We start from the raw sequence: 11,711 nt of genomic DNA, 5'->3' as shown, positions 1-11,711 counted from the left end.
CAGGATTCATGCCAGTTGCCGGTAGCGCGCCGATGTTTCCCCTCGCCTGCTTTGGGGAGAGGGAGGGCGGCGGTTCGGCCAGCAGTGGGCAGCGGCGCATTGACGGGCCCGGCAGGCGCTCCTGTGACACTGTGTCCCGGCTCCGCAGTGGGCGGCGCTGACACAGTGTTGAGCCGGGGGGCGCTTCGCGCGCCGTTCGGCGGCACAGGCCGCGTCGGGCTTGGGTGGCATATGGCTTGCCTTAGCTCTGGCCATGACTGCCAAGACTGCTTCCCCAACCTCCGACGCGCCAACGGGCCGGCCCTGGACCTGCCCGTTCTGCCCGTTGTCCTGCGACGGCTTTTCGCTGGCGGACGCGCCGCGGCCAACGCTGGTCGATAGCGACTGCCCGCGTGCGACGGCTGCTCTGTCCCACTTCGCCGCCGTGCTTGCGTCTGCGACGGCGCGGATCGACGGACGCGCCGCCGACCACCGGAGCGCCGTCGCTGCCGCCGCCGCGATCCTCGCCGCGAGTCGTCAGCCACTCTTCGCGGGGCTCGCGACCGACGTCGCGGGGATGCGCGCGCTGTACCGGCTGGCGAACGGCTGCGGTGCGATCCTCGACCACGCGAACGGCGACGCGCTGATGCATTCGACGCGCGCGCTGCAGGACCGCGGCGTGTTCTATACGACGCTCGCCGAGATCCGCAACCGCGCCGACCTCGTCGTCTGCCTCGGCACGAACGCGAGCGATCACTATCCGGAGTTCTTTCGCCGCACGGCGCCAGCCGCGGATGCGCCCGAGCGTCACGTCGTGTTCGTCGGCGCGAATGCGGATACCGCAGCGCCGGGGCTCGGAGGCGTCACGGTGGAGGAGATCGGCCTCGCCGGCAACGTCTTCGACACCGTCGCGCTCCTCGCCGCACGGCTCGCCGGCCGTCGCATGGCGTCCAGCGATCCCGCGCTCGACGCGCTCGTCGCCCGCATGCTGGGCGCGCGCTACACGGTCGTCGTGTGGGAATCGGGGAGCCTCCCGGCACATGGCGCGCTCGTCGCCGAAACGATCCAGCGCATCGTGAATACCTTGAACCGCACGACGCGTGCGGCGGCGTTCTGCCTTGGCGGCGGCGATGGCGGCTACACGGCGAACCAGGTCACGACCTGGCTCTCGGGCCTGCCGCTGCGGACCGGCGTGCACAAACGCGGGCTCGTGCATGAGCCGCAGCGCTACGCGACGGCGCAGCTCCTCGCGCACCGGGCCGTCGATGCGGTGCTGTGGGTGTCGGCGTTCACGCCCGAACTCGCGCCGCCGGCCACCGACTTGCCGCTCGTGGTGCTCGGCCACCCGGGACTCGAAGCCGCGACGCGGGCGAATACCGTCTTCATCCCGGTGTCGACGCCGGGCATCGGCTCGGCCGGACATCTCTTCCGCGCCGACGGCGGCGTCGTGCTGCCGCTTGCGCCGATCTACGAGGACACACTGCCCGGCGTGGCCGACGTTGCCGGGGACATTGCATCCCGTCTGGCCGCGAGCGAAGGAGGTGCGCGATGAGCACGCTGCGTCTCAGGGGCGGCCGCATCATCGACCCCGCCAACGGCATCGACGGCGAGATCCGCGACGTCGGCGTGCGCGACGGGCGCATCGTCGCGCTGCATCCGGCGGAGAAGGTCGATCGCGAGTACGACGCCTCGGGCATGGTCGTGATGGCAGGCGGCATCGACATGCATACGCACATCGGCGGCGGCAAGGTGAATCTCGCGCGCATGCTGCTGCCCGAGGACCACCGCGCAAATCGCGCGCCGGACAATCCGCTGGAGCTCGCGTCCGCCGGCTGCTGCACGCCGGGCACGCTCGCAACCGGCTACCGCTACGCGGAGATGGGCTACACGGCGGCGTTCGAGCCGGCGATGGCGGTATCGAACGCGCGTCACGCGCACATGGAGATGGGCGATACGCCGATCCTCGACCATGGCGCCTACGTGATGCTCGGCAACGACGAGCTGATGCTGCGCATGCTCGCCGAGGGCCAGGACTTCGAGCGCATCCGCGACTACGTCGGCTGGACGATCCACGCGACGCGCGCGATGGGCGTCAAGGTGGTCAATCCCGGCGGCATCTCGGCGTTCAAGTTCAACCAGAGGAAGCTCGACGTCGACGAGGACCACGCGCACTGGCGCATCACGCCGCGGCGCGTCGTGCAGACGCTCGCGCGCGCGCTGCACGAGCTCGGCGTGCCGCATCCGCTGCACATCCACGCGAGCAACCTCGGCGTGCCCGGCAACATCGGCTCGACGCTCGCGACGATCGCGGCACTCGAGGGGCTGCCGGCGCACCTGACGCACGTGCAGTTCCATGCCTACGGCACCGAAGGTCCGCGCAAGTTCTCGTCGGCGGCGCGCGAGCTCGCCGAAGCGGTGAATGCGAATCGCAACGTCAGCATCGACGTCGGCCAGATCATCTTCGGCCAGACCGTGACGGCGTCCGGCGACACGATGCGCCAGCACGCGAACGCCGATCTCGGCAGCCCGCGCAAGTGGATCGGCGCCGACATCGAGTGCGACGCCGGCTGCGGCATCGTGCCCTTCCGCTACCGCGAGCAGAGCTTCGTCAATGCGCTGCAGTGGGCGATCGGGCTGGAGCTCTTCCTGCTCGTCGACGACCCGTGGCGCGTCGTGCTGACGACCGACCACCCGAACGGCGGCCCCTTCACGAGTTATCCGCACCTGATCCGCCTGCTGATGGACAAATCCTTCCGTGACGAGCAGCTCGCGAAGCTGCACCCCGAGGTCGCCGCAGCCGCGCCGCTGCGTGAGATCCGCCGCGAACTCAGCCTCTACGAGATCGCGATCATGACGCGCGCCGCACCCGCGCGGCTGCTCGGGCTCGCCGATCGCGGCCAGCTCGGCGAAGGTGCGGCGGCCGATATCGCCGTGTATCGCGAGGACGCCGATCGCGAGGCGATGTTCGCGACGCCCGAGTACGTGTTCAAGGACGGCGAGCTCGTCGCGCGGGCGGGGCGCATCGTCGCGACGCCGGTCGGCGGCACGCACTTCCTCGAGCCGGACTTCGATCCGGCAATCGAGCGGGATCTCGCGAAGTACGCCGACGAGCACCTGGCGACGAGCCGGCGGCACGCCGCGATCGGTCGCGACGAGCTGTGCAGCTGCGCGAACGGCGGGCGCCTGCTGCAGTGTCCGATGCACGGGCGGGGGGGCAACAAATGAGCGCCGCGACGGTCGTGCAAATCAACGGCATCACCATCGACGACACCTTCGCCGAAGCCTTCCCGATGAAGGCGACGCGCCTCGTCATCACCGCGCACAACGCGACCTGGGCGAACCACGCGGCGGTCGCGCTGACCGGCTTCGCGACCTCGGTGATCGCCTGCGGCTGCGAAGCGGGGATCGAGCGCGTGCTCGGTTCGGACGAGACGCCGGACGGCCGGCCGGGCGTGTCGGTGCTGCTGTTTTCGATGTCCGGCAAGGAGCTCGCGAAGCAGATCGAGCGGCGCGTCGGCCAGTGCGTGCTGACCTGCCCGACGACGGCGGTCTATGCGGGCCTCGACGACGGCGAGCCGGTCGCGCTCGGCAAGAACCTGCGCTTCTTCGGCGACGGCTGGCAGATCTCGAAGATGATCGACGGCCGACGCTACTGGCGCGTGCCGGTGATGGACGGGGAGTTCGTCGCCGAGGAGACGACGCCGGTCGTGAAGGCGGTCGGTGGCGGCAACCTGCTGATCCTCGCGCGCGACACCGAAGCGGCGCTCGGCGCGGCCGAAATCGCGGTCGCGGCGATGCGGGCGCTGCCCAACGTGATCCTGCCTTTTCCCGGCGGCGTCGTGCGCTCGGGTTCGAAGATCGGCAGCAAATACGCTTCGCTGCCGGCCTCCAGCAACGATGCGTTCTGCCCGGCACTGACGCCGCTCGCAAAGCGGACCGAACTCGCGGCCGAGCCGGGCAGCGAGATCGGCTGCGTGATGGAAATCGTCATCGATGGCCTGACCGACGGCGACGTCGCGGCGGCGATGCGCGTCGGCATCGAAACGATCGTCGCGCGGGGGGCGGCGGCCGGCGTGCGGCGCATCTCGGCCGGCAACTACGGCGGCAAGCTCGGGCCCTACCTGTACCGGCTGCACGCGTTGCTCGGGGGGGAAGTCCAGTGAGCGCAAATTCAAGCTCCGCATTCCGTCTGCGGCTGCGCGCGCAACCCGCGCTGCGGCTCGATCTCGCCGGACTCACGCCCGTCGCATTGGCGGGCGCCACGCCCTCCGACGTCGCGCGCAAGATGCTGTGGCACGGCAACGATGAGGTGCCGCTCGGCGAGTTCTTCGCCGTCGAAGCGCTGGCCAGCGACAGCGCTGAATTGGTCTTCGAAGGCGACCTGTCGCGCTGCGACGGCGTCGGCCGCGGGCTAGACGGGGGGTGCATCCGCATCGAGGGCGATGTCGGCGACTACCTCGGTGCCGGCATGTCGGCGGGCGAGATCGTCGTGGCCGGCAGCGCCGGGATGCTCGCTGCGTGCGAGATGGCGGGCGGGCGGCTGGAGATCGCGGGCGACGTGGGCGACTACGCCGCGAGCGCGCTGCCCGGCGACATGGACGGCATGCGCGGCGGGCTCCTCGTTGTGCGCGGCAACGCCGGCGCGCGCTTCGGCGACCGCATGCGGCGCGGTACGGCGCTGGTGTTCGGCGACGCAGGCGACTTCCTCGCCTCAAGGCTCGTCGCCGGCACGATCGCCGTCGCGGGCGAGGTCGGCGCGCACTGCGGCTACGGCATGCGTCGGGGCACGCTGATCTTCGCCGGCCCGCAGCCCGAGCCGCCGCCGGCCTTCGTCCCGACCGGTCACGACGTGCAGGTCATCTGGACGCTGCTCGCCCGCAACCTCGCGGCACACGGCGGTCCGTTCGCCGCCCTCGCGGCCACCCATCCGCGCCGTTTCGTCGGCGACCTCGCCGCGGACGGCAAGGGCGAATGGCTGCTGCCGGCCTGATCCAAGCTTTTATCCACGGAGTACTTATGAGCGACTACACCTTTCACGCCGGCGAAGCGACCGTGCTGGCGGCCGAAGGCCAATACACCGACGCGATGCCGGAGATCCTGATCGGCCGCACCGACGGCCCGGTCGGCCAGGCCTTTGCGAACATGATGGCGCAGAGCAAGGGCCACACCGCGATGTTCGCGATCCGCGCGTGCAACCAGCTGGTGCGCCCGGCGACGATGATGGTGCCGAAGGTCACGCTGAAGGACAGCGCGAACATCGAGCTCTTCGGCGGCGTCGTGCAGTCGGCGACCGCGGACGCCATCGTCGATTGCCTGATCGAAGGCGTGATCCCGCGCGAAGAGGCGAACCGCCTGTGCATCATCAGCCTGGTGTGGATCGATCCGCGCTGCGCGACGCATGCGGAGCTCGACAAGAAGGACATGTATCGGACGAACTATGAGGCGACGAAGCTCGCGATCCGCCGCGCGCTCGCCAACGAGCCGAGCGTCGACGAGCTGATCGCCAACCGTCACACGATCCGCCACGACATGGACGACTGGAGCTGACCCGCGGCCGACGGCACGGTTTTCGGAACCGATAGCCTGGGTTGAGCGCAGCGAGGCTCAACAAGGTCGGTTCCGACTACGCCGAATGTTGGCTTAGTTGGCAAAGTCGGCTTCAACTCAACCTACGCAGGAGACCCCCATGGCCTGCTTTGCCCTGCTCGACGACTGCAATGCCACCGCGACGCACCCGACGAGCCGGCTCTACACCGGCTTCGTGCGCGAGCATCGTTGCGATGATCCCGCGACGCTCGACGCCGTCTGGCGCGCCGTCGAGCGTGACCAGCGCACCGGGGGCCACGCGGTCGTGCTGGCCGATTACGAATGGGGCGCGCGCCTGCAGGGCGTCGACACCCGGCCGGCCGCTCAGGGCGGCGCGCTGCGCGTGCTCATCTTCGCGGAGCTGTCCCAGCTCTCGGCCGCCGAGGTCGAGGACTGGCTGCTCGCACAGGATGTCGACGGTCGCGCCGGTTATCCCTACGACGCGGATCACGCCGAGCCGGCGGCTATCCTCGCGCCGCGTGCGAGCGTTGACCGCGCGGCCTTCGATGAAGCGATCGCGCGCATCCACCACGCGATCGGCGAAGGCGAGACCTACCAGGTCAATTACACCTACCGCCTCGACTTCGACGTGTTCGGTTCGCCGGTATCGCTCTACCGCCGGCTGCGCGAGCGGCAACCGGTCGCCTACGGCGCCTTCATCGGACTGCCGCCGGGACCGGGGCCGAGCCATGTGCTGTCGTGCTCGCCCGAGCTCTTCCTGCGACACGAAGGCGGGCGGCTCGTCACGCGTCCGATGAAGGGTACGTCGCGCCGCGCCCCGGTCGTCGAAGTCGACAGCGAGCTCGCGCGGCTGCTCGAGGAGGACATCAAGAACCGCGCCGAGAACCTGATGATCGTCGATCTGCTGCGGAACGACCTGGGCCGCATCGCGCGCGTCGGCAGCGTGCGTGTGCCGGCGCTGTTCTCGATCGAGCCCTACACGACCGTCTTCCAGATGACCTCCACGGTCGAGGCCGAACTGCCTGACGAGGTCGGCTTCCCGGCGATCCTGCGCGCGCTCTTTCCCTGCGGCTCGATCACCGGCGCGCCGAAGCACCGCACGATGCAGCTCATCGGCGAGTTGGAGAGCACGCCGCGCGGGCTCTACACCGGCAGCATCGGCTGGATTGATGCGCCACGCTCGGATCGCGGCGACGCCGCGTGCGGGGACTTCTGCCTGTCGGTCGCGATCCGCACGCTGACACTCGGCGCGGCCCACGGCCATCTGCGGCGCGGGCAGATGGGCGTCGGCGCGGGAATCGTCATCGACAGCACGGCGCCCGAGGAATTCGCCGAGTGCGCGCTGAAGGCCCGTTTCCTGACCGGGCTGGTAGCCGATCATGCCGAGGTGCCTGCGTCGGCCGTGCCTGCGAAGCTGCGTCGTGCGGCAAAGCGTCGGCCGCGTGCCGCCGACGAGGCGCCGCGCCGCGTGGCGAACTCGGCATGAGGACGGCGGCCGCGCGATCGGCCCAATCCAGCCCGCGGGTCGCGCTGTTCGACCTCGACCTGACGCTGATCCCCTACGACAGCGGGATGGCCTGGCTGCATTTCCTCGTCGATCGCGGCGCGCTCGAAGCGGCCGTCGCCGAGCGCTACCTCGACGGCTGCCGCCGCTACGTGCGTGGCGAGCTGCCCGTGCGGCTGCTGCACGGCATCGCAATGGCGCCGCTCGCGCGCTTTTCGCTCGCCGAGCTCGACGAGTGGGGGAAGGCCTTCGCCGCGACGGTCGCCGGGACGATTCCCGCGGCCGCGCGCGCGCTCGTCGCCTCGCATCGCGCGCGCGGCGACCTCTGCGCCCTCGTCACCGCGACGAACGACTTTGTCGCCGCGCCCTTCGCGCGCCTGCTCGGCATCGACGACCTGCTGTCGAGCCGGGCCGAAGTGCGCGACGGCCGTTTCACCGGCGAGGTCGAGGGCGAACTGTGCCACGGCGCCGAAAAGGTGGCGCGCGTCGAAGCGTGGCTCGCCGGGCTCGGCGTCGGCTGGGCCGATCTCGCGCACTCGACCTTCTATTCGGATTCGGCGAGCGACCTGCCGCTGCTTGCCCGCGTCGACGAGGCAGTCGCCGTGCGGCCCGATCCGAGGTTGCGAGCCGAGGCCGCGCAGCGCGGCTGGCGCATCGTCGAGGAGCTCGGCGATGCGCCCTGAAGCTGTCGCGTCGGCCGGCCGTGGCTTGAAGGACTTCCTCCCCGCCTTGCTGCAAGACTGGCAGCTCGCGGACGGCTCCGGCGCGTCCGTGCTCGAAGCTTTCGCGCAACGCCACGGCACGCCGCTGTACCTGTACTCGGCGCCGCTGATCGAGCGCCGGATCGCGGAGCTGCGTGACGAGCTGCCCGCCGGCCTCGCCCTGCTGTACGCGCTGAAGGCGAACCCGCACCGTGACGTCGTCGCGCACGTCGCCCCGCTCGTCGACGGCTGCGACGTCACGTCGGCCGCGGAGATCGGCATCGCGCTCGGCGCCGGCGTCGCCGGGCACAAGCTGAGCGTCGCGGGGCCGGGCAAGAGCGACGAGGACCTCGCCGCCGCAGTCGCCGCGGACGCGCTCGTCGTCATCGAATCGCTCGGCGAGGCGCGGCGGCTCGCGGCGCTTGCCGGCGGCCGTCGCCCCCGCATCGCCTTGCGCATCAATCCCCCGTTCGGCCTCGCGGCCGATGCGCGCATGGGCGGCGGCCCGCGCCGCTTCGGCGTCGACAGCGAAGCCGCGCCCGCGGTGCTTGCCGAGATCGGGCGCCTGCCGCTCGCCTTCGAGGGCTTCCATGTCTATGCTGGCTCGCGCTGCCTCGATGCGCTCGCGATCGCCGAAGCGCAGCGCGCAACCTTGCGCCTCGCCTGCGAGCTCGCGCCCTTCGCGCCCGCGCCCGTACGCCTGCTGAATCTCGGCGGCGGGCTCGGCATTCCCTGCTTCCCCGGCGAGGCGCCGCTCAACCTTCCGGCCCTCGGCGACGCGCTGCGGGCGACCGCCCGCGAGGCCGCGCGGGTGCTGCCCGATGCGCGCCTTGCGCTCGAACTCGGCCGTTACCTCGTCGGCGAGGCCGGCCTGTACCTGACACGCGTCGTCGAGCGCAAGGAGTCGCGCGGCCGTGTCTTCCTGATTCTGGACGGCGGCGCCCATCACCACTGGCACGCGACCGGCGCCCTCGAAGGCCGGCGCCATCTGCATTTCCCGCTCGTGCTCATCGGCGCAACCGAGGACCGCGCCACCGAACGCGTGACCGTCTGCGGACCCCTGTGCGCTCCGCACGACACTTGGGCCGAAGACATCGAACTGCCGGCCGCCGGGCCCGGCGACCTCGTCGCGGTGTTCCAGTCCGGCGCCTACGGTGCAAGCGCGAGCCCGCAAGCCTTTCTCGGCCGGCCCCCGTCCGCCGAACTTCTCACGGATTGGCCCGCCCGGCGCGCGGGCACCCGCCCCCATCCCCATCAGCAGTTGCAGGAGACAGAACATGCTTGACGAGCGCGACACCGACGGCGCCTGGATGCCGACCCCTTCCATCGAACCCGCAGCTTTGCCCGCCCAATCCCCCGCGAAACTGCCCCGACAGCCGAAGACAGCGAAAGCGGCGAAGGACTTGCCGCGCCCGACGCGCAAGGAAGCCGAGGCCGCGGTGCGCACGCTGCTGCGCTGGGCCGGCGACGATCCGGCGCGCGAAGGCCTGCGCGACACGCCGCGCCGCGTCGTGCGCGCCTACGAGGAGTTCTTCGCCGGCTATGACGTCGATCCCAAGGCGCTGCTCGCCCGCACCTTCGAGGAGGTCGAGGGCTATGACGAGATGATCGTGCTGCGCGACGTGCGTTTCGAAAGCTATTGCGAACACCACATGGTCCCGATCATCGGCCGCGCGCACGTCGCCTACTTGCCGCGCCACCGCGTCGTCGGCATCTCGAAGCTCGCGCGCCTCGTCGACGCCTACGCGAAGCGGCTGCAGATCCAGGAAAAGATGACCGTGCAGATCGCCGACACGCTGCAGGAGGTGCTGCAGCCGAAGGGCGTGGCGGTCGTCATCGAGGCGGCGCACCAGTGCATGACGACGCGCGGCGTGCACAAGCCGGGTGTCGCGATGATCACGAGCCGCATGCTCGGCGCCTTCCGCGAGAACGCGACGACGCGTCGCGAGTTCTTCGCGCTCGTCGGCGGCGCCGCGGCGCAGACGCCGACCTATGGCTGAACGCCTACTCGGCCCCGCCGAGCTTGCGCGCTTCGGCGACGAGCGCCGCGACCATCGGCGGGCTGGGATCGCGCGCGAGCGTGACGACGGTGGTCTCCCACGCGACCGCGGGCTCCGTCAGCGGCAACACCTGCACGTCGCGCGGCGCGCCGATCAGGTCGAGCACGCTGCGCGGCACGATCGTCGCCCACGGGCCGGCGCACACGTGCGCGAGCAGCGTGATGATCGAGTTCGTCTCGAGGCTCACCTTGGGCTGGCAGTCGAGCGACGCGAATACCTCGTCGATCGTCTGGCGGTTCTGCATGTCGCGCGTCAGCAGGCACAGCGGGAAATGCGCGGCCTCGCGCCAGCTCACCGAGTCGCGCCCGGCCAGCGGCCCGCCCGGCGCGGTCAGGAACACGTGGTTCTCCTGCCAGACGGGTGTCGCAAGCAGATCCGCGGCGCCGGCCGACGCGCTATAGACGATGCCTGCGTCGAGCTCGAAGGCGCGCAGCCGCGCGAGGATGTCGCCCGTCGCCGCCGCAAGCACCTCGATATCCACGCGCGGATGCTTTCGCGCGAACGGTGCCGTCAGCGACGCGACGACGGTCAGCGCGGTCGGGATCACGCCGATGCGCAGCCGCCCGCTGAGACCTCCCTTGAGCCGCGCCATGTCCTGCCTGAGCCCCTCGGCGCCGGCCGCGATGCGTTGCGCATGCTCGACGACGCACATGCCTTCGGGTGTCAGCCCGGCGAAGTGCTGGCTGCGCTCGACGAGCACGACCCCCAGCTCGTCTTCGAGGCCGCGGATCGCCGCCGACAGCGTGGAGGGCGAGACGTGGCAGCACGCGGCGGCGCGCCCGAAATGCTTTTCGCGGGCGAGGGCGATCAGGTAGAGATATTTGCGGGCGATCATGGCGATGGATCTTCGGCGCTCGGATGAACGAAGGCAAGGGGGAAGGGAAGGCGCATTACGCCGCCAGCGCCCGCAGCCGCTCGGCGCCTTCGGCCTGGAAGTAGTCGAGCAGCGCGACCAACGCCGGGGTCGGCGCGCGGCCTTCGGGGACGAGCACGTTCCACTCGCGCACCACCGGTGTCCCCTGCACGTTCAGCCGCACGAGGCGCCCGCCGGCGAGCTCCATCGCGAGGCACTGATGCGACAGGAAGGCGACCCCCATGCCCGCCATTGCGGCCTGCTTGAGCGTCTCGTTGCTCCCCATCTCGTCGGCGCGCACCGCCTTGACCCCGGCCGAGCGCAGGAAGCGTTCGAGGTTCGCGCGTGTGCCCGAGCCCTGTTCGCGCAGCAGCAGGCGCTCGCCGGCGAGCGCGCTCGGGGGGATCCGCTCGCGCGCTGCGAGCGGATGGTCCGGTGCCGCGACGAAAGACAGCGGATGCGGCGCGAACGGGATCCGGCGCAGCGGCAGTCCGCTCGGCGGCTCGCCGGTGATCGCGAGGTCGGCGCGCTGTTCGCGCAGCATTTTGTGCACGACTTCGCGGTTCGCGACCGTCAGCCGGAAGCCCACGTCCGGGTAGCGGCGCCCGAATTCGGCCAGCAGATAGGGCACGAAATACTCGGACGTCGTGATCGCCGCGACTTCGATCGTGCCCGCGGGCACGTCGCGTTGCGCCTTCAACTGCAGCTCGGCCATCTCGATTGCGTCGAGCGCGACGCGCGCCTGCCGCACGAGGATCTCGCCGGCCGAGGTCAGGTGGATCTGGCGCCGGCCGTCGACGAGCACTTCGCCGACGATCTCCTCCAATTCCTTCATCTGCATCGACACCGCGGGCTGGGTCACATGCAGCAGATGCGCGGCCGCCGTGAAGCTACCGGAGTCCGCCACGGCGACCAGTGCGCGCAGCTGGCGCATGCTCAATCGCTGAACGAGTCGCATCAGGATTCCTTATCTCAAAATCGGTGTTTATTCGATTGGAGCTTATTTCCAAAACGCCTTACTGTCCATCCACCGGCAACGGATTTCGAACCGAACGAGAGGAGACAAG

The 11,711-nt window shown here is 70.5% G+C and carries 10 protein-coding genes and 1 pseudogene; 9 read left to right on the top strand and 2 right to left on the bottom strand.

Features of this window, described 5'->3' with window-relative positions:
• Window positions 1–253 precede the first annotated feature (253 nt).
• From AZKH_RS24025 to folE, 9 genes and pseudogenes are all read left to right on the top strand, one after another.
• Window positions 254–1,531: a formylmethanofuran dehydrogenase subunit B gene (locus AZKH_RS24025; RefSeq protein ID WP_015451899.1), complete on the top strand. Its 1,278-nt coding sequence runs from the start codon at window positions 254–256 to the stop codon at window positions 1,529–1,531.
• Window positions 1,528–3,204 (top strand): formylmethanofuran dehydrogenase subunit A, encoded by a 1,677-nt coding sequence (locus AZKH_RS24020; protein ID WP_015451898.1) that lies wholly within the window; start codon window positions 1,528–1,530, stop codon window positions 3,202–3,204. Before AZKH_RS24025 ends, AZKH_RS24020 begins: the two co-directional genes overlap by 4 nt.
• On the top strand, window positions 3,201–4,142 hold the full coding sequence (fhcD, locus tag AZKH_RS24015; RefSeq protein ID WP_015451897.1) for a formylmethanofuran--tetrahydromethanopterin N-formyltransferase: 942 nt from the start codon (window positions 3,201–3,203) through the stop codon (window positions 4,140–4,142). Before AZKH_RS24020 ends, fhcD begins: the two co-directional genes overlap by 4 nt.
• Window positions 4,139–4,969 (top strand): formylmethanofuran dehydrogenase subunit C, encoded by an 831-nt coding sequence (locus AZKH_RS24010; protein WP_015451896.1) that lies wholly within the window; start codon window positions 4,139–4,141, stop codon window positions 4,967–4,969. The genes fhcD and AZKH_RS24010 overlap by 4 nt, the downstream gene beginning before the upstream one ends.
• 26 nt (window positions 4,970–4,995) lie before the next feature.
• Window positions 4,996–5,526 carry a formaldehyde-activating enzyme gene (gene fae / locus AZKH_RS24005; protein ID WP_015451895.1) on the top strand — a complete coding sequence of 177 codons (531 nt, stop codon included), beginning with the start codon at window positions 4,996–4,998 and terminating at the stop codon, window positions 5,524–5,526.
• A gap of 139 nt (window positions 5,527–5,665) precedes the next feature.
• Window positions 5,666–6,895: pseudogene (gene pabB / locus AZKH_RS24000) on the top strand (aminodeoxychorismate synthase component I); the annotation flags it as partial.
• A 113-nt stretch (window positions 6,896–7,008) separates the two neighbouring features.
• Complete coding sequence (locus AZKH_RS23995) at window positions 7,009–7,713, top strand: HAD family phosphatase (protein ID WP_015451893.1); 705 nt, start codon at window positions 7,009–7,011, stop codon at window positions 7,711–7,713.
• Window positions 7,703–9,016 (top strand): alanine racemase, encoded by a 1,314-nt coding sequence (locus AZKH_RS23990; protein ID WP_015451892.1) that lies wholly within the window; start codon window positions 7,703–7,705, stop codon window positions 9,014–9,016. Before AZKH_RS23995 ends, AZKH_RS23990 begins: the two co-directional genes overlap by 11 nt.
• Before the next feature lie 25 nt (window positions 9,017–9,041).
• The gene (gene folE / locus AZKH_RS23985) at window positions 9,042–9,731 is read left to right on the top strand and encodes a GTP cyclohydrolase I FolE (protein WP_156822330.1); all 690 of its coding nucleotides are present in this window, start codon (window positions 9,042–9,044) and stop codon (window positions 9,729–9,731) included.
• A gap of 4 nt (window positions 9,732–9,735) precedes the next feature.
• Here folE and AZKH_RS23980 read toward each other — a convergent pair whose 3' ends face one another.
• On the bottom strand, window positions 9,736–10,626 hold the full coding sequence (locus tag AZKH_RS23980) for a LysR family transcriptional regulator (protein ID WP_015451890.1): 891 nt from the start codon (window positions 10,624–10,626) through the stop codon (window positions 9,736–9,738).
• A gap of 55 nt (window positions 10,627–10,681) precedes the next feature.
• On the bottom strand, window positions 10,682–11,602 hold the full coding sequence (locus AZKH_RS23975) for a LysR family transcriptional regulator (RefSeq protein ID WP_015451889.1): 921 nt from the start codon (window positions 11,600–11,602) through the stop codon (window positions 10,682–10,684).
• Between the last annotated feature and the right edge of the window lie 109 nt (window positions 11,603–11,711).

The organism is Azoarcus sp. KH32C (assembly GCF_000349945.1).
Classification (GTDB): Bacteria; Pseudomonadota; Gammaproteobacteria; order Burkholderiales; family Rhodocyclaceae; genus Aromatoleum.
Note: the sequence above shows the minus strand (reverse complement) of the source record. Positions and strands in the feature narration are given on the sequence as shown.

Bases quoted from the DNA above. Each gene is read 5' to 3' on its own strand.
- AZKH_RS24025 (WP_015451899.1), top strand. From the start codon at position 254: ATGACTGCCAAGACTGCTTCCCCAACCTCCGACGCGCCAACGGGCCGG.
- AZKH_RS23995 (WP_015451893.1), top strand. From the start codon at position 7,009: ATGAGGACGGCGGCCGCGCGATCGGCCCAATCCAGCCCGCGGGTCGCG.
- fae (WP_015451895.1), top strand. From the start codon at position 4,996: ATGAGCGACTACACCTTTCACGCCGGCGAAGCGACCGTGCTGGCGGCC.
- fhcD (WP_015451897.1), top strand. From the start codon at position 3,201: ATGAGCGCCGCGACGGTCGTGCAAATCAACGGCATCACCATCGACGAC.
- AZKH_RS23975 (WP_015451889.1), bottom strand. From the start codon at position 11,602: ATGCGACTCGTTCAGCGATTGAGCATGCGCCAGCTGCGCGCACTGGTC.
- AZKH_RS24020 (WP_015451898.1), top strand. From the start codon at position 1,528: ATGAGCACGCTGCGTCTCAGGGGCGGCCGCATCATCGACCCCGCCAAC.
- AZKH_RS23980 (WP_015451890.1), bottom strand. From the start codon at position 10,626: ATGATCGCCCGCAAATATCTCTACCTGATCGCCCTCGCCCGCGAAAAG.
- folE (WP_156822330.1), top strand. From the start codon at position 9,042: ATGCCGACCCCTTCCATCGAACCCGCAGCTTTGCCCGCCCAATCCCCC.
- AZKH_RS23990 (WP_015451892.1), top strand. From the start codon at position 7,703: ATGCGCCCTGAAGCTGTCGCGTCGGCCGGCCGTGGCTTGAAGGACTTC.